Source organism: Halomonas cerina (assembly GCF_014192215.1).
In the GTDB taxonomy this organism is placed as follows: Bacteria; Pseudomonadota; Gammaproteobacteria; order Pseudomonadales; family Halomonadaceae; genus Halomonas; species Halomonas cerina.
Map to the genome: position 1 here is coordinate 34452 of NZ_JACHXP010000007.1, position 16550 is coordinate 51001.

The window sequence follows — 16550 nt, forward strand, 5'->3', positions numbered from 1 at the left end:
GGACGGCACTTGAACGAGCTTGGCGTCACGAACCATCCAGCCTTATGACGAGAGGAGCCTCCTCCAATGCACAATACGACACTCGCGCTGCTGGCCTTCACGCCCCTGCTGCTGGCAGGCGTGCTGCTGATCGGCCTGCGACTGGCCGCCCGGGTCGCCATGCCGGTGGTCTTCGTGGTGACCGCCGTCATCGCCCTGTTCGCCTGGGACATGACCTTTACCCGGGTGCTGGCCTCGACCTTCCAGGGGTTGATCCTCACCGCGGCGATCTTGTGGATCATCTTCGGTGCCATCCTGCTGCTCAACACCCTGAAGCACTCCGGGGGCATTACCGCGATCCGCAAAGGCTTCTCGGGCATTAGTCCCGACCGTCGCGTCCAGGCGATCATCGTCGCCTGGCTGTTCGGCTGCTTCATCGAGGGGGCCTCGGGCTTCGGCACCCCGGCCGCGGTGGCCGCCCCGCTGATGGTGGCGCTGGGCTTTCCGGCGCTGGCGGCGGTGGTGGTGGGCATGATGATCCAGTCCACTCCGGTGTCCTTCGGCGCCGTGGGCACCCCGATCGTGGTGGGCGTCGCCGGCGGCATCGATCGTGCCTCGATCACCGAGCGCCTGGGTACCAGCGGCGCCGGCTGGCCGGACTACTTCCAGCTGATCGCCAGTGAGGTCGCCGTCATCCACGCCATCGTCGGCGTGCTCATGCCGCTGCTCATGGTGGTGATCATGGTGCGCTTCTTCGGCGCCAACCGTTCCTGGAAGGAAGGCCTATCCATCACTCCCTTCGCGCTGTTCGCCGGCGTCTGCTTCGTGGTGCCCTACGCCCTGGCCGGGACCCTGCTGGGACCGGAATTCCCGTCGATGATCGGCGCCATGGTCGGCCTGGCCATCGTCGTGCCGGCGGCCCGTCGCGGCTTCCTGATCCCCAAGGATCACTGGGACTTCCCAGAGCGTACCGCCTGGCCGGACGAGTGGATCGGCAAACTGGTCATCAAGACCGAAGACATCGTGGGCAAGACGCCGATCTCCACCTTCATGGGCTGGTTCCCCTATGTGCTGCTGGCGGTATTCCTGGTCGCCTCACGCACCATCGCCCCGCTCAAGGACGCCCTGACCTCGCTGAGCCTCGGCTGGAACAACATCCTGGGCGAGGTCGGGATCTCCGGTAGCCTCCAGCCGCTCTACCTGCCGGGCGGCATCCTGCTGATCGTGGTGCTGATCACCGCGCTGCTGCACCGCATGCGTCTCGGCGAGCTTCGGGAGGCTTTCAGCGAGTCCACCCGCACTTTGCTCGGCGCCGGCTTCGTGCTGATCTTCACCATCCCCATGGTGCGCATCCTGATCAACTCCGGCGTCAACGCCGCCGACCTGGTCTCCATGCCGGTGGCCATGGCACGCTTCGTTGCCGAAGGGGTAGGCAGCGTCTATCCCTTCTTCGCCCCGACCGTTGGTGCCCTGGGGGCCTTCATCGCCGGCTCCAACACCGTCTCCAACCTCATGCTCTCGGCGTTCCAGTTCAACGTCGCCGAACAGCTCGGCGTCTCCACGGCCATGATGGTCGCGCTTCAGGCCGTCGGGGCGGCGGCGGGCAACATGATCGCCATCCACAATGTGGTGGCCGCCTCGGCCACCGTGGGCCTGCTCGGCCGGGAGGGCATCACCATTCGCAAGACGATCCTGCCGACGCTCTACTACCTGGTCGCTTCGGGGCTCATCGGCCTAGTGGCCATCTACCTGCTGGGCCTCGGGGATCCGCTGACGCGGCTGGGCTGACGACACCGGCAGCATGATGACAGCCCCCCGGCCGCGCCGGGGGGCTGTCTCGTGACGGGGATACGGTCACCAGCCGCTCAGCCGATACGCTCGAGCTCGCTCGCATGACGCCGGGCGCGCTCGACGTAACCTGCCGCGTTTTTCCTGAGGTCGGCGATCGCCTCTTCGGAGAGCTCGCGCACCACCCTGGCCGGCGCACCAACGATCAGCGAGTTATCCGGAAAGCTCGCCCCCTCCTTGATGACCGCCCCTGCACCTACCAGGCAATTCTTGCCGATGACCGCCCCGTTAAGGATCACCGCCTGGATGCCGATCAGGCTGCCATCGCCGATGGTACAGCCGTGAAGCATGGCCTGATGACCGACCGTGACGCCCTTCCCCACCGTCAGGGGGAACCCCGGATCGGCATGCAACACCGCCCCGTCCTGGATATTGCTCTCCTCGCCAACCTCAAGATGGTCGGTATCGCCGCGCAGTACCGCCTGGTACCAGACGCTGGCGTTGCGCTTGAGGGTCACCTGCCCAATCACGTCGGCCGTTTCGGCCACGTAGACGTCCTCCGCGATGTCCGGCACCTGCCCTGCGTATCGATAGATCGCCATGCTGCTTTTCCTCGAATCGGTGGGTCGTCATGGGTCGCCGTGCTCAGTCTCAAGGACGTCGATAGTCGCGACTCGGCAACATACTGACATTCACCAGCCTCGCATCGAGCTACTCGCCTTATCCATTAGTCTAATGCTTTCTAGCTGCCTATCGCGGCAAGTTGGCGACGCTCTTCCTTAACTTATTGACGGACAAACCATCTTGCCTTCTCTTGATGGATATCGTCATCGAATATATTGGTCATACCAATAACCCAGAATAGCCATCTGGGCCATCCGGATCGTATCGTTCCGGGACTGGGCTGTCCGCAAGGCCGTCGCCACGATCCGTCGCCGGTGGATACGTCGCTTCGCGGACAGAAAGCATAATGGAAAATATTTCTGAATATGGGTGGAAATGTTTCTTCTCCTTCCCCTACCGTGACACCAACACCTGACTCTCTACCTGGAGCCGCCATGAACATCCACTTCGACGCGCGACTCGATGGTGACTTGCCGGACATCGACAAGGCCGAGGTCCTGGCCGACCTGCAGCGCTCGCTTCCGGAACTGACTCTGCTACACCGCGAGGAAGACCTGCACCCCTTCGAATGCGATGGCCTCTCCGCCTATCGCGTGCTGCCGATGCTGGTCGCCTTGCCAGAGACGCTCGAACAGGTCGAGACGCTGATGCAGCGCTGCCGCGCCCTGGGTGTGCCAGTGGTCACCCGGGGCGCCGGCACCGGCCTTTCGGGCGGGGCCCTGCCGCTGGAGAAGGGCGTGCTGCTGGTGATGTCGCGCTTCAATCGCATTCTCGAGGTCGACCCGGACGCCCGCCTCGCTCGACTTCAGCCTGGCGTGCGCAACCTGGCCATCTCCGAGGCCGCGGCGCCCTATGGCCTCTACTACGCACCCGATCCCTCCTCGCAGATCGCCTGCTCCATCGGCGGCAACGTCGCCGAGAATGCCGGCGGCGTGCACTGCCTGAAGTACGGGCTGACCGTGCACAACGTGATCCAGGTCGAGGTGATCACCATCGAGGGCGAACGCATGACCCTCGGCAGCGAAGCCCCGGATGCCCCGGGCTTTGATCTGCTGGCGCTGTTCACCGGCTCCGAGGGCATGCTCGGCGTGGTCACCGAGATCACTGTCAAACTGCTGCCCAAGCCGGAGACCGCCAAGGTGCTGATGGCCAGCTTCGACGACGTCGAGAAGGCCGGGCGGGCCGTCGGTGACATCATCGCCGCGGGCATCATCCCCGGCGGGCTCGAGATGATGGACAACCTGGCGATCCGCGCCGCCGAGGACTTCATCCATGCCGGCTATCCGGTGGAGGCGGAGGCGATCCTGCTCTGCGAGCTCGATGGCGTGGAGGCCGATGTCGACGACGACTGCGCCACGGTGCGCCGGGTCCTCGAGGTCGCCGGTGCCACCGACATCAAGCAGGCCCATGACGAGGCGGAGCGCGCCCTGTTCTGGGCGGGGCGCAAGAACGCCTTCCCGGCGGTAGGCCGCATGTCCCCGGACTACTACTGCATGGACGGCACCATCCCGCGACGCGAGCTGCCCCGGGTGCTCAAGGGCATCGCCGACTTCTCTGAGGAATATGGCCTGCGGGTCGCCAACGTCTTCCACGCCGGCGACGGCAACATGCACCCGCTGATCCTGTTCGATGCCAACCGCGAGGGCGAGCTTGAGCAGGCCGAGGAGCTCGGCGGCAAGATCCTCGAGCTGTGCGTCGAGGCGGGCGGTTCGATCACCGGCGAGCACGGGGTGGGCCGCGAGAAGATTAACCAGATGTGCGCCCAGTTCAACCCGGGCGAGCTGACCACCTTCCATGCGGTGAAGGCAGCCTTCGATCCCGGGCGCCTGCTCAATCCGGGCAAGAACATCCCCACGCTGGCGCGCTGTGCTGAGTTCGGCGCCATGCACGTACACGACAACCAGCTGCCGCACCCCGAACTGCCCCGATTCTGAGGACGCTCCATGGCCGAGACACGATCCCCATCAACCGACCAGGACATCAGCGAGGCGCTCGGCGAACGCATTCGCCGGGCCGATGCCGAGGGCACGCCGCTGCGCATCGTCGGTGGCGACACCAAGGCCTTCTATGGTCGACACGTTCAGGGCCGCCCCGGCGAGGGCGAGATCCTGTCCACTCGCGAGCATCGCGGGATCACCACCTACGACCCGGTGGAGCTGATCGTCTCGGTGCGCACCGGCACCCCGATGGCGGAACTCGAGGCGCGTCTCGCCGAGCACGGTCAGATGCTGCCCTTCGAGCCGCCCCACTTCGGGAAGACCGCCACCGTCGGCGGCATGATCGCCACCGGCCTCTCCGGCCCGAGACGCCCCTGGGTCGGCAGCGTCCGAGACTTCGTGCTAGGCACCCGAGTGGTCACTCATGAAGGGCGCCAGCAGCGCTTCGGCGGCGAAGTCATGAAGAACGTCGCCGGCTACGACCTGTCGCGACTGATGGTCGGCGCCCAGGGCACCCTGGGACTGCTCACCGAGGTGTCGCTCAAGGTGTTGCCCAGGCCCGGTGCCCGTCGCAGCCTGCGCCTCGAGATGCCGCTAGCCGAGGCCCTGACGAAGCTCGCCGAATGGGGCCGTCAGCCACTTCCCCTGTCCGCCGCTGCCTGGCACGCCGGTGCCCTGCACCTGCGCCTGGAAGGCGGGCCGAGTTCGGTGGCCGCCACTCGTGAACGCCTGGGCGGCGAGGAGCTGGACGCCAGCTTCTGGGACGACCTGCGCGAACAGCGCCTGGCGTTCTTCTCTCGGGACGACGCGCGCCCCCTGTGGCGCCTCTCGCTGCCCCCCAACACCCCGCCGCTGGCCCTGCCCGACGTCGAGGCGGACGACCTGCTCTACGACTGGGCCGGGACCCAGCGCTGGCTGCGCAGCGATCTGGCCGCCGACACCCTCCGCGAGGCCTGCGCCCGCGCCGGCGGCCACGCCACCTGCTACACGCCTGGCGCCGCCGAGCCCTTCATGCCACTGGCCCCGGTGGTGGCAAAGTACCATCGCCGCCTCAAGGCCGAGTTGGACCCCAGGGGCATCTTCAACCCGGGTCGCCTCTATGCGGCGATCTGAACCTATTGGGAAGAGCCGAGATGCAGACGCACTTTACCGAGGAAGACCTCAAGCAGCCCCATATCCGCGAGGCCGACCGCGTGCTGCGCACCTGCGTGCACTGCGGCTTCTGTAATGCCACCTGTCCCACCTACCTGCTGCTGGGTGACGAGCGTGACGGCCCGCGCGGGCGCATCTACCTCATGAAGGAGCTGCTCGAGGACCGCGACCAGAGCGCCGACATCACCGCGGAGACCCGGCTGCACCTGGATCGCTGCCTGACCTGCCGCAACTGCGAGACCACCTGCCCGTCCGGCGTGGAATACCACAAGCTGCTCGACATCGGACGCGCCGAGATCGAGCGGCGGGTGCCGCGGGAACCCGCCGACCGGGCGCTGCGCTTCGGGCTGCGCAAGGCGCTGGTACACCCCGCTCGTTTCAAGGCGCTGCTCAGGATGGGCCAGGTGTTCCGCCCGCTGGTCCCGGGCACCCTGCGCGACAAGATGCCGCCAGCCCCGGTGGATGCCGGCACGCGTCCCGCGGGCGGCCGCCATGCGCGGCAGATGCTGATCCTCGAGGGCTGCGTGCAGCCGGGCCTGTCGCCCAACACCAATGCCGCCACCGCCCGGGTCCTCGACCGCCTAGGCATCGGCCTGACTCCGGCGCCGGAAGCCGGCTGCTGCGGCGCCATCGACTACCACCTTAACGCCCAGGAAGCCGGGCGGGCGCGCATGCGCACCAACATCGACGCCTGGTGGCCGCATGTCGAGGCCGGCTGCGAGGCCATCGTGCAGACCGCTAGCGGCTGCGGGGCGATGGTCAAGGAATACGGCGAGGTGCTCGCCGACGACCCCGACTATGCCGAGAAGGCCGAGCGCATCAGCGCCCTGGCCAAGGACCTGGTGGAGATCCTGCGCGATGAGGACCTGGAGCGCCTGACGCTGCGCGAGCACAAGCGCCTAGCCTTCCATTGCCCCTGTACCCTGCAGCACGCCCAGAAGCTCGGCGGCAGCGTCGACGCCCTGCTGGCTCGACTCGGCTTCCCGCTGACGCCGGTGCAGGATGCCCACCTCTGCTGCGGCTCGGCGGGCACCTACTCCGTGACCCAGCCGGAACTCGCCACCCAGCTGCGCGACAACAAGCTCGATGCCCTGGAGGCGGGCGATCCGGAGGTGATCGTTACGGCCAACATCGGTTGCCAGACTCATCTGGCCGGCGCGGGCCGCACTCCGGTGCGCCACTGGATAGAAATCGTCGACGAGGCCCTGAGCCCGGCCACGAGCAACGAGCCTCGAGCGGTGAGCGGTTCGTAGCCCGAAGCCCGAAGCCCGAAGCCCGAAGCCCGAAGCCCGAAGCCCGAAGCCCGAAGCCCGAAGCCCGAAGCCCGAAGCCCGAAGCCCGAAGCCAATATGAACCAAGGAGAGATCACATGCAGACCAAACCCGTCCTGACCCTGGATGACGTCAACGCCCTTCTCGACGCTGGCCAGCAGGAGGCCGAGACCAACGGCTGGGCCGTCACCATCGCCGTGGCCGACGACGGCGGCCACCTGCTCGGCCTGCGCCGCCTCGACGGGGCGCCCCCCTTCAGCGCCGGCGTCGCCGCCGAGAAGGCGCGCAATGCCTCTATCGGCCGCAAGGAGACCCAGGTCTTCGAGGAGATGATCAACAACGGCCGTACCGCCTTCGTCACCGCCCCGATGCAGGCCCTGCTGGCCGGCGGTGTGCCGGTACTGATCGACGGTCAGGTGGCCGGCAGCGTGGGCATCTCCGGTGTCAAGCCGGACCAGGACGTACAGGTGGCGAAGGCCGCGGTGGCGGCCCTGGCTTGACCCTCGCCTCAGCCCCGATACGACCCCGGCAACCGCCGGGGTTTTCTCTGACGCGTGATCCGACCGTATGGCACCTCGCCTCAGCTCGACAGCACCCAGTCCAGGAAAGACCGCTTAGCGGAGCTCCCGTCATCCGGGTGGACATCGATCACGCCGTAGCCGTTGGTGGTCCTCAGGCTAAGGGCCTCCAGTCCCACCAGCATACCGCGCTCGAGCAGGTCATCGACCAGCCCCCGCCAGCCCAGCGCCACCCCCTGCCCGGCGATCGCCGCCTGCACCAGCAAGGGATAGTTGTTGAAGATCAGCTCCGAGGGGGCCAGGTGGGCCTGCTCGCCCAGGCGTTCGAAGTAGCCGGGCCAGTCCAGCCAGCGCTGCCCCTGGTCGGCGGTCAGCGTCAGCAGCGGTACCTCGCCGAGCCTCGCCAGGTCGATTGGGCCATGCTGCTCCAGGAAGGTGGGGCTACAGACCGGAAAGACCTCCTCTTCGAGCAGGCGCGGCACGCCTTCCAGGTCCCGCGGGTCGCCAAACACGATGGCGATATCGACTTCCTGCCCCCGCCAGTCGAAGACCCCCTGGTTGGTCATGATCCGCACATCGATGTGCGGGTACTGCCGCCGAAAGGCCGGCAGGCGAGGCAGTAGCCAGTAAGCGGCCAAGGAGAAGTCGGTCAGGATGTTCAGCCGAGGATTGCGGTGACGCCGCTGTAGGCGATCGATCGTGCTCTCGATGGTCGCGAAGCCCTCCTGGACGGCTTCGAACAGCGCCTGGCCGGCCTCGGTCAAGCGCACGCCGCGATAGACGCGATCGAACAGCCGCAGGCCGAGCTGCTCCTCGAGCCCCCGCACCTGCTGGCTGACGGCCGACTGGGTGGAACGCAGTTCCTGCGCAGCGGCGGTAAAGCTCAGATGGCGGGCCGCCGACTCGAAGACCCGCAGGCTGTTGGGCGACACTCGCCTACTCGTCAATGACATTAGTACAAATAATCCCAAACATAAAAAATTACCGTGTTTACAGGGTGCAAGATTAGCAGAGAGACTGGGGCAAGCTTCGCAACCCACCCCCTGACAATGCTTGGGAGCCCCCGATGACCGATAAGCAGCCGAATATTCTGTTTTTGATGGCGGATCAGATGGCCGCCCCCTCGCTGCCCTTCTACGGCCACAAAGTCGTCAAGACCCCGAATCTCTCGCGCCTGGCGGAGGAAGGCGTGGTCTTCGACTCGGCCTACTGCAACAGCCCCCTATGCGCCCCGTCGCGTTTCACGCTGATGGCCGGCCTGCTGCCCTCGCGGATCGGGGGGTTCGATAACGCCGCCGAGCTGTCCGCCGATACGCCGACCTATGCCCACTACCTGCGCGATGCCGGCTATCTCACCGCGCTCTCGGGCAAGATGCACTTCTGTGGCCCGGACCAGCTCCACGGCTTCGAGCAACGCCTGACCACCGACATCTATCCGGCCGACTTCGGCTGGTACGTCGACTGGGAAGACTTCGAGAAGCGCCCGAGCTACTACCACAACATGTCGTCGGTCACCCAGGCCGGGCCTTGCGTGCGGTCCAACCAGCTCGACTACGATGACGAGGTGACCTTCCGCGCCCAGCGCTTCCTCCATGACTATGCGCGCAGCGACCGAGACCGCCCCTTCTCCCTCACGGTCTCGCTGACCCACCCGCACGATCCCTACACCATTCCCCAGGCGTACTGGGATCGTTACGACCACGACGAGATCGACATGCCGCGGGTGCCCTATTCACGGAAGCTGATGGATCCCCACTCCCGGCGCCTGCGTCACGTCTACCAGTGCGACGAGGACACCATCACCGACGCGCAGATCCGCAACGCGCGCCGCGCCTACTATGGGGCCATCAGCTACGTCGACGATCAGCTCGGCAAGGTCCTCAAGGCCCTCGAGGATAGCGGCCTTGCCGAGAACACCATCATCGTCTTCTCCGGCGATCATGGCGACATGCTCGGCGAGCGGGGCCTGTGGTACAAGATGAGCTGGTTCGAGGGTTCCGCCCGCGTGCCAATGATCGTGCATGCACCGGGTCGCTTCGCCGCCGGCCGGGTCAAGGAGTCCGTCTCCACCATGGACCTGCTGCCGACCTTCGCCGAATGGGCCAACGATGGCCAGGCCCCGGAGTACGCGGTGCCCGTCGACGGTCGCAGCCTAATTCCCCACCTGACCGGCCAGGGCGGCCATGACGAGGTGATCGGCGAATACTGTGGCGAAGGCGCCATCGCGCCGCTGCTGATGATCCGCCGCGGACGCTACAAGTTCGTTCACTCCGCACCGGATCCCGACCAGCTGTTCGACCTCGAGGCCGACCCCCTGGAGCTGACCAACCTGGCCGAGGATCCCGAGCACCAGGACCTTCGCCAGCGGTTCCGCGACGAGGTCGCAAGCCGCTGGGACACTGAGACGCTGCACCAGCAGGTGCTCGATAGCCAGCGGCGCCGCAAGCTGGTCGCCCGCGCCAACATGAAGGGACGGGTCACGTCTTGGGATCACCAGCCCTACTTCGATGCCAGCGTCCAGTACATGCGCAACACCATCGACCTGGATGACCTCGAGGCGCGGGCCCGCTTCCCGAAAGCGTCCGCCGAGCGCTGATGACGATGCCGTCGAGCGGTCGCGAAGCCCGGCCGACCCGGGGTAGCCAGTGGCGCTGGCTGCCCTTCATGAGTTGGCTGTGCTGCCAGCCCCCTGGGGCACTGCGCCGCAACGAAACGGCCGCCCTCAACGCCGGTCTCACTGGACCGATAAATCCCAAGTTGTAGACTTATGAGAAAATTACCTTCATTACTCTATATTTTATAATAAGGAGAAATATCTTATGAGTCCCCCTAGCGATCTGACGAGCGACATGCAAACGGATTACACCGTCGGGCAGGACAATATCGAAGGAAACCTGGGACCTTTCGACTTCGATATCCACAATCGCGTCTTTGTCATCTCGGCGCTCGCCTCGGTCGTCTTCATCGTCCTCACCCTGCTGTTTCCGGAGCGGGCGGGGAGCATTTTCCAGTCCATCGTCGCCTTCTCTACCGGGACGCTGGACTGGTACTTCATGATCGTGGTGGATTTCTTCATCCTGTTCTGCGTGGCGCTCGTCGTTTTGCCCTACGGGTCGGTCAGGCTGGGAGGGCCCGATGCCCGACCGGAGCATGGTTACCTATCCTGGTTCGCGATGCTGTTCGCCGCCGGCATCGGCATTGGCCTGCTGTTCTTCGGTGTGCTGGAGCCGGTCTATCATGCCAACGTCTCCTTGCCCTTGGGCATCGCCTCGCCCTTCGGGGCCGATGGTGAACTGAATCCGGAGGCCATTGCCGAGGCCAGCGCCCTGGGCATCGCGGGTACCTATCTCCATTGGGGCATCCATGGGTGGGCCGTCTATGTGGTGATGGCGTTGGCGCTGTCCATTTTCACCTATAACAAGGGCCTGCCCTTCTCCATCCGTTCGGCGTTCTTCCCGATCCTTGGCGACCGTGTGTGGGGCTGGTGGGGGCATGTGATCGACATCCTGGCGGTATTTTCCACCCTGTTCGGGCTGGCCACCTCGCTCGGGCTCGGGGCCCAGCAAGCCAACGCGGGGATGAACTTCGTGTTCGGCCTGGAGGTCAGCACCACCACTCAGGTCATCGTCATCGTGCTGGTGACGGCGGTGGCCCTGGTGTCGGTCTGGCGCGGCCTCGAGGGGGGCGTGAAGAAGCTCTCCGAGATCAACATGATCATGGCCGTGCTGTTCTTCTTCTTCGTGCTGTTCGCCGGCCCCACCCTGGTGGCCCTGACCGGGTTCTGGACCGGCTTGGTGACCTATGTGACGGACTTCGTCCCCTTGTCGGCCCCCTTCGGTCGTGACGATGACGCCTATCGCCAAGCCTGGACCATCTTCTACTGGGCCTGGTGGATCAGCTGGGCACCGTTCGTCGGCATGTTCATCGCCCGGGTATCGCGGGGTCGCACGGTTCGGGAATTCGTGATCTGCGTGCTGTTGATTCCCAGCCTGTTCATCTTCATCTGGATGGGTGTCTTCGGTGCCACCGCGCTCGATCAGCTCTATGCCGACCCCGCGGGCAGCTTGGTCAAGGACTATGTGATCGACAACTACAGCCCCGAGCTGTCGCTGTTCGGGATGCTGAATGAACTGCCATTGTCGGGGCTGATGTCGACCCTCGGCATCATCCTGGCGTTGATCTTCTTCGTCACCTCGTCGGATTCCGGCTCCCTGGTGATCGATACCATCACGGCCGGCGGCAAGGTCGATGCGCCCAGGCCTCAGCGCATGTTCTGGGCCACGGTGGAAGGCTTGATTGCCATCGTGCTGCTGATCGGCGGCGGGCTGTCGGCGCTCCAGGCCGGGGTGACGGCGACGGCGATTCCCTTCTCGATCGTGATGCTGCTGATGTGCTACACCATCATCAAGGCGCTGAACGGTGAGCTGCGCGGTAAGCGCACCTGAAGGTGGTACCATCTCCACGACGGTCGTGCGACCTGCCCAGGCGCGTATCACCACCATCGCCTGAGCCGTGCTCCTGTCGTACCCTTGGGGCCCCGCCGTGCTTCGGCGGGGCTTCCTGTCGTCTGTCAGCGAGGGCATCATGCCGCTGATGCTCTCCCGACCCGCACTCTCCTGACCGAGAAGAAAGGACACGCCATGTCCCTCGACGAGCTCCATCTGAACCTGCGCAACCTGACCCCGGACGACTATCCGCAGCTCAAGACGCTGATGGACCGGGTCTATGACGACATCGGGGGCGCCTGGCCAAAGCGCACCATCGACAAGCTGATCAAGGAGTTTCCCGACGGTCAGATTGCCATCGAGGACGACGAGGTCATCGTCGGCGTGGCCCTGACCGCCCTGGTCGACTACGACGAGTTTTCTAACCCCCATCGCTACGACGACCTGATCGGCAAGCGCGAGACCATCCTCAACGACCCCGACGGCGACGCCCTGTACGGGCTGGATGTGCTGATCGACCCGGCCTACCGCGGCTATCGCCTGGGGCGCCGGCTCTACGAGGCGCGCAAGGAGCTGTGTCGCTCCATGAACCTGCGGGCCATCCTCGCCGGCGGGCGCATCCCCAGCTACCACCGGTACGCCGACGAGCTCTCCCCGGCCGAGTACATCGACAAGGTGGCCCGCAAGGAGATCCACGACCCCATTCTCTCCTTCCAGCTGGCCAACGACTTCCTGGTCAAGCGGCTGCTGCGCAAATACCTGCCCGAGGACGAGAAGTCCCAGGGCTACGCCACCCTGCTGGAGTGGAACAACATCCTCTTCGAACCCGCCGAGCGGGTGCTGGAGAACCGCCCCACCCAGGTGCGGGTCGGGGCGGTGCAGTGGCAGATGCGCGAGTTCGACTCGGTGGAGGCGGTCCTGCAGCAGGTCGAGTACTTCGTCGATGCCCTCTCCAGCTACCAGAGCGACTTCGCCGTTTTCCCGGAGCTGTTCAATGCTTCCCTGATGGGCCTGCAGGACCGCGCCGCCCAGCAGGACCAGATGGCGGCCGTGCGCTTCCTCGCGGGGTTCACCGACGTCTTCAAGACCGAGCTGACGCGCATGGCGGTCTCCTACAACATCAACATCGTCGCCGGCTCGATGATCGAGGTCGGCGAGGACGACCGGCTCTACAACATTGCCTACCTCTGCCATCGCGACGGTACTTTGGAGTCCCAGGCGAAGCTGCACATCACCCCCCAGGAGCGACGCGACTGGGTGATCGAGGGGGGCGACGAGTTGCGCGTCTTCGACACCGACGCCGGGCGGGTGGGCATCCAGATCTGCTACGATGTGGAGTTCCCGGAGCTATCGCGGCTGCTCGCCGACCAGGACATGGACATCCTCTTCGTGCCCTTCTGGACCGATACCAAGAACGGTTACCTGCGCGTGCGCCACTGCGCCCAGGCCCGGGCCATCGAGAACGAGTGCTACGTGGTGCTGTGCGGCAGCGTCGGCAATGTGCCCTCGATCCGCAACCTCGACATCCAGTATGCCCAGTCGTCGGTCTTCTCGCCTTCCGACTTCCCCTTTCCCCACGATGCCGTGCTCGCCGAGACTACCCCCAACACCGAGATGGTGATGTTCTCGGATCTCGACCTGACCCGGCTCACCGTGGTGCGCAACGAAGGCTCGGTGACCAACCTCAAGGACCGTCGCCAGGACCTCTTCGACCTGCGCTGGCGCGACTGGTCCTGGAAGTCGGGAGCCAACCTGGAGGAGGGCTGAGGCCATGCTGGGCAGGCTGCTGCGCCTGGGCCGCAGGCGCTTCGAGTGTCGTCACCCCTTTCCCGAACGCGACTGGCGCGAAGCCCGGGAGCGCCTCCCCCTACTGAGCACCCTCGGTGACGACGAGGCCATCCGCCTGGGCCACCGTGCCTGGCACTTCGCCCATGCCAAGCGTTTGAGTCTTCATCCGGACCTGGCCGAGACGGTCACCTTCGATGCCCCGGCACGCCTGGCACTGGCCGCACAGGCATGCCTGCTGACCTTGGGCTGGAGCGAGCGCGAGCATCACGAGGCCTTCGCCAACGTCCACGAGATTCTGGTCCTGCCGGCGGCCTTCCAGCGCCGGGTGGAGGAGATGGACGAGGCTGGGGTGGTCCACGCGTATGACGATGAACGCGTCGGCGAGACCTCCCACCAAGGGCCGGTGGTGGTCTCCTATCCCGATCTGATGGCCAGCGGCGGGCTCGACGGCTTCAACGTGTTGATCCATGAGCTTGCCCACAAGCTCGATCTGGGCAATTCGCTGGATATCGACGGCTTCCCGCCGCTGCCCAGGGAGATCGATCCGCGGGACTGGTACCGGGTGTTCATGGGCGTGTGGGAGGACCTCCAGGCCCGCCTGTCCCGGGGCGAAGCCACGCCCATCGACGACTACGCGGCCACCCACCCGGGCGAGTGCTTCGCGGTCTGCTGCGAACACTTCTTCAGCGACCCCGGCCGACTGCACCAAGCCTACCCGAGCCTGTACGAGCTGCTGACGCGCTATTTCCGTCAGGACCCACTTCCCGGCCATGACCGGCAGTGTGAAGCCTTAAGACTCTGGTAGCCTGCGACGGGCCGGCATAGCGCTTTGGCCGCCGGTGGTCCTGCCATATGCTGTCTCCTCCCGATCACCCTGGATGCCTCGCAACATGACGCGCCCCCTTGTCCTCGTCACTGCCCTGCTGCTCACTCTCATCGCCCTCGGGTTGCTGTGGCAGTGGCTGGCCATGCAGAACCTCTTGAACGTGGAGACCCTGATGGTCCTGGCGAAGGGGACGGTGGCCTGGCACGACGAGCCCTGGGCGGTGCTGGTGGTGATGGCGGTCTACGCCGGGGCCTCGCTGGTGATGTTCCCGCTGAGCCTGCTGGTCGCCCTGACCGGGCTGCTGTTCGGTCCCTGGTGGGGCTTCGGCTATGCCCTGGCCGGCACCCTGACGGCCTCGATACTGACCTGGTGGGTGGGCCGGCGCCTGGGCCGGGACGCCCTGCTCCGCCATGGAGGAAAGCACCTGCATGGGCTGTCCCGCTACCTCTCGGGGCGCGGCATCCGCACCATGACCCTGGTGAACCTGCTGCCGCTGGCCCCCTTCACGCTGACCAACATGATGGCCGGTGCCTTCCGCCTGCGCTTTCGTGATTACATGATCGGCTCGACCCTGGGCATCGTGCCGGGCCTGGCCGGGGTCACGCTGCTTGGCAGCCAGCTCGGGGAGCTCGCCACGGCGGACAGTCGCCAGGAGGTACTCTTCTCGCTGGTCGGCCTGCTCGCCGGGGTAGCACTGCTGTATGGGCTCAAGCACTGGGCCGATCGTCGCCGCCGTCCCCGCACCTGATCCGACCCTATTTGGGCGGCAGCCCAGGTTCTCCCTGACGACCGCTGGGCCACCAGGTGGGACGCTCCTGCTGCCACTCCTCCTGCACCAGGTGGCGCAGCAGCCGGCCACGATAGCAGAGCATCTGCCATTCGGCACCGAGCCGTCCTCGCACTCGGTCCCAGCCACCATCGTCGGCATGGGTGAAGGGCCCCCCGCGGGCGATGGCCTGACGGTAGACCGCCAGGCATCGCTCGGCACAGCAACGCTCGTCGTAGGCCTGCGCGGTGACCTGGGCCGCCTGGCCCAATGCCTCTCGCCATCCGGCGTCGGCCAGCCCGACGAGAGCCTCGGCCATGGCCTCGGCGTCATCCTCTGCCAGCAGCCGGCCGTTGTACCCGTCCAGGACCACTTCCCGAACCCCGGGGGCAGCCACCGCCACCACCGGTAGGCCGCTGGCCATCGCCTCGGCCACCACCATGCCCTGGGTCTCGCTATGGGAGGCGAAGGCGAAGACGTCCATGGCATGCAAGGCATCGATCAGGTCCTGGCCCTGAAGCCGCCCGGTGAAGTGGACGCGCCCCTCGACGCCATGCCGGTGGACGACGTCCTGCATGACATGACCGGCCTCCCCGTCTCCTACCACCAGGAAGTGCGCCTCGGGCTGCACCACCAGGGCGCGGGCCACCGCCTCGGCCAAAAAGGCCAGGTTCTTCTCCAGCGCCAGCCGCCCCAGGTGGCCGATCACGAAGGCCTCGCCGGGCAGACCCAGTCGGTGTCGCCAGACCATGCCGTCACCCCGGGCGAAGTGCGCCGTGTCCACCCCGCTGGGCACCACCGTGATGGCGGGATTGGCTTCGCGCTGCCACAACAGGTCACGGATACTCTCACTGGGGGCGATCACCTCGTCGCACAGCCAGGTGTACTGGGTGGCCAGGGCCTTGGCGAAACGCTGCATGCGCGGCGAGTCACCGGGCACGTAGTGGGTGTAATGCTCGTAGAGGGTGTGATGGCTGAAGACCAGCGGCAGGCCGTAGGTTTCGGCGGCTCGTGCCGCGGTATCGCCGAGCAGGAAGGGGTGGTGGGAATGGACGATGTCCGGCTCGAAGGTCTCGATGGCATCATAGAGCTGGCCCGGGATCGGTACCGGCAGCGAGAAGTCGCTGCCATTGAAGTGCTGCATGGCGACCACCCTGACCACATCCGTCTCGTGTTCGGGCTGTCCCGAGAGACGAGGCGCTACCACCAGCACCCGGTGACCGGCGGCCTGCAGCTGGCGCTTGAGTCGCTGGACCGATTCACTGACCCCACCGACGATGGGGCAGTAGGTGTTGGTGAACATCAGGATATTCACGAAAAGACTCCTGTCGTGGCATGGTCGCCATTCTGCAAGGGCGGTATCCGCTTGACCATCTCCTGTTCAAGATAGGCGATGAAATCCCCCAAGCGAGCCAGGACATGCCGAGGCTGCCGATAGAGCGCAGGGAAGTCCGTC

13 protein-coding genes are annotated in these 16550 nt (G+C 65.9%); 10 read left to right on the forward strand and 3 right to left on the reverse strand.

What is annotated here, in order from left to right; translation table 11 throughout:
• The first annotated feature begins 66 nt into the window (after positions 1 to 66).
• Positions 67 to 1767 carry an L-lactate permease gene (locus FHR94_RS08535; RefSeq protein WP_183325222.1) on the forward strand — a complete coding sequence of 567 codons (1701 nt, stop codon included), beginning with the start codon at positions 67 to 69 and terminating at the stop codon, positions 1765 to 1767.
• Between the two features lie 77 nt (positions 1768 to 1844).
• Here FHR94_RS08535 and FHR94_RS08540 read toward each other — a convergent pair whose 3' ends face one another.
• Positions 1845 to 2369 (reverse strand): gamma carbonic anhydrase family protein, encoded by a 525-nt coding sequence (locus tag FHR94_RS08540; RefSeq protein WP_183325223.1) that lies wholly within the window; start codon positions 2367 to 2369, stop codon positions 1845 to 1847.
• A gap of 456 nt (positions 2370 to 2825) precedes the next feature.
• Here FHR94_RS08540 and glcD point away from each other — a divergent pair, with 456 nt between their 5' ends.
• The 4 genes from glcD to FHR94_RS08560 all read left to right on the forward strand — a co-directional run bounded on the left by glcD (position 2826) and on the right by FHR94_RS08560 (position 7251).
• On the forward strand, positions 2826 to 4325 hold the full coding sequence (glcD, locus tag FHR94_RS08545; protein WP_183325224.1) for a glycolate oxidase subunit GlcD: 1500 nt from the start codon (positions 2826 to 2828) through the stop codon (positions 4323 to 4325).
• A 9-nt stretch (positions 4326 to 4334) separates the two neighbouring features.
• Positions 4335 to 5441 carry a glycolate oxidase subunit GlcE gene (gene glcE, locus FHR94_RS08550; protein WP_183325225.1) on the forward strand — a complete coding sequence of 369 codons (1107 nt, stop codon included), beginning with the start codon at positions 4335 to 4337 and terminating at the stop codon, positions 5439 to 5441.
• A 20-nt stretch (positions 5442 to 5461) separates the two neighbouring features.
• A complete protein-coding gene (glcF, locus tag FHR94_RS08555) occupies positions 5462 to 6733 on the forward strand; it encodes a glycolate oxidase subunit GlcF (protein ID WP_183325226.1) in 1272 nt (423 codons plus the stop codon).
• A 116-nt stretch (positions 6734 to 6849) separates the two neighbouring features.
• On the forward strand, positions 6850 to 7251 hold the full coding sequence (locus FHR94_RS08560; protein ID WP_183325227.1) for a heme-binding protein: 402 nt from the start codon (positions 6850 to 6852) through the stop codon (positions 7249 to 7251).
• A gap of 80 nt (positions 7252 to 7331) precedes the next feature.
• On the opposite strand, the gene FHR94_RS08565 is transcribed toward FHR94_RS08560, so the two are convergent.
• Positions 7332 to 8201, reverse strand: a complete 870-nt coding sequence (locus tag FHR94_RS08565) for a choline sulfate utilization transcriptional regulator (RefSeq protein WP_343064649.1) — start codon at positions 8199 to 8201, stop codon at positions 7332 to 7334.
• Between the two features lie 134 nt (positions 8202 to 8335).
• Between FHR94_RS08565 and betC the strand changes: the two genes are divergently transcribed.
• From betC to FHR94_RS08590, 5 genes are all read left to right on the forward strand, one after another.
• Entirely contained in the window at positions 8336 to 9865 is a 1530-nt protein-coding gene (gene betC / locus FHR94_RS08570; protein WP_183325229.1) for a choline-sulfatase, read from the forward strand.
• 223 nt (positions 9866 to 10088) lie between these two features.
• Positions 10089 to 11714, forward strand: coding sequence for a BCCT family transporter (locus FHR94_RS08575; RefSeq protein ID WP_183325230.1), 1626 nt, complete (start codon positions 10089 to 10091; stop codon positions 11712 to 11714).
• A 195-nt stretch (positions 11715 to 11909) separates the two neighbouring features.
• Positions 11910 to 13481 (forward strand): bifunctional GNAT family N-acetyltransferase/carbon-nitrogen hydrolase family protein, encoded by a 1572-nt coding sequence (locus FHR94_RS08580; protein ID WP_183325231.1) that lies wholly within the window; start codon positions 11910 to 11912, stop codon positions 13479 to 13481.
• A gap of 4 nt (positions 13482 to 13485) precedes the next feature.
• Positions 13486 to 14307 carry a M90 family metallopeptidase gene (locus FHR94_RS08585; RefSeq protein ID WP_183325232.1) on the forward strand — a complete coding sequence of 274 codons (822 nt, stop codon included), beginning with the start codon at positions 13486 to 13488 and terminating at the stop codon, positions 14305 to 14307.
• A gap of 85 nt (positions 14308 to 14392) precedes the next feature.
• Positions 14393 to 15076: a TVP38/TMEM64 family protein gene (locus FHR94_RS08590; protein ID WP_183325233.1), complete on the forward strand. Its 684-nt coding sequence runs from the start codon at positions 14393 to 14395 to the stop codon at positions 15074 to 15076.
• 7 nt (positions 15077 to 15083) lie between these two features.
• Here the strand turns inward: FHR94_RS08590 and FHR94_RS08595 are convergent, their stop codons facing one another.
• On the reverse strand, positions 15084 to 16409 hold the full coding sequence (locus FHR94_RS08595; RefSeq protein WP_183325234.1) for a glycosyltransferase: 1326 nt from the start codon (positions 16407 to 16409) through the stop codon (positions 15084 to 15086).
• Positions 16410 to 16550 lie beyond the last annotated feature (141 nt).

Excerpts from the sequence above, each read along its gene's own strand:
- glcF (WP_183325226.1), top strand. The coding sequence starts at position 5,462 with ATGCAGACGCACTTTACCGAGGAAGACCTCAAGCAGCCCCATATCCGC.
- FHR94_RS08560 (WP_183325227.1), top strand. The coding sequence starts at position 6,850 with ATGCAGACCAAACCCGTCCTGACCCTGGATGACGTCAACGCCCTTCTC.
- FHR94_RS08540 (WP_183325223.1), bottom strand. The coding sequence starts at position 2,369 with ATGGCGATCTATCGATACGCAGGGCAGGTGCCGGACATCGCGGAGGAC.
- FHR94_RS08580 (WP_183325231.1), top strand. The coding sequence starts at position 11,910 with ATGTCCCTCGACGAGCTCCATCTGAACCTGCGCAACCTGACCCCGGAC.
- FHR94_RS08575 (WP_183325230.1), top strand. The coding sequence starts at position 10,089 with ATGAGTCCCCCTAGCGATCTGACGAGCGACATGCAAACGGATTACACC.
- FHR94_RS08590 (WP_183325233.1), top strand. The coding sequence starts at position 14,393 with ATGACGCGCCCCCTTGTCCTCGTCACTGCCCTGCTGCTCACTCTCATC.
- FHR94_RS08585 (WP_183325232.1), top strand. The coding sequence starts at position 13,486 with ATGCTGGGCAGGCTGCTGCGCCTGGGCCGCAGGCGCTTCGAGTGTCGT.
- betC (WP_183325229.1), top strand. The coding sequence starts at position 8,336 with ATGACCGATAAGCAGCCGAATATTCTGTTTTTGATGGCGGATCAGATG.
- FHR94_RS08535 (WP_183325222.1), top strand. The coding sequence starts at position 67 with ATGCACAATACGACACTCGCGCTGCTGGCCTTCACGCCCCTGCTGCTG.
- glcE (WP_183325225.1), top strand. The coding sequence starts at position 4,335 with ATGGCCGAGACACGATCCCCATCAACCGACCAGGACATCAGCGAGGCG.
- glcD (WP_183325224.1), top strand. The coding sequence starts at position 2,826 with ATGAACATCCACTTCGACGCGCGACTCGATGGTGACTTGCCGGACATC.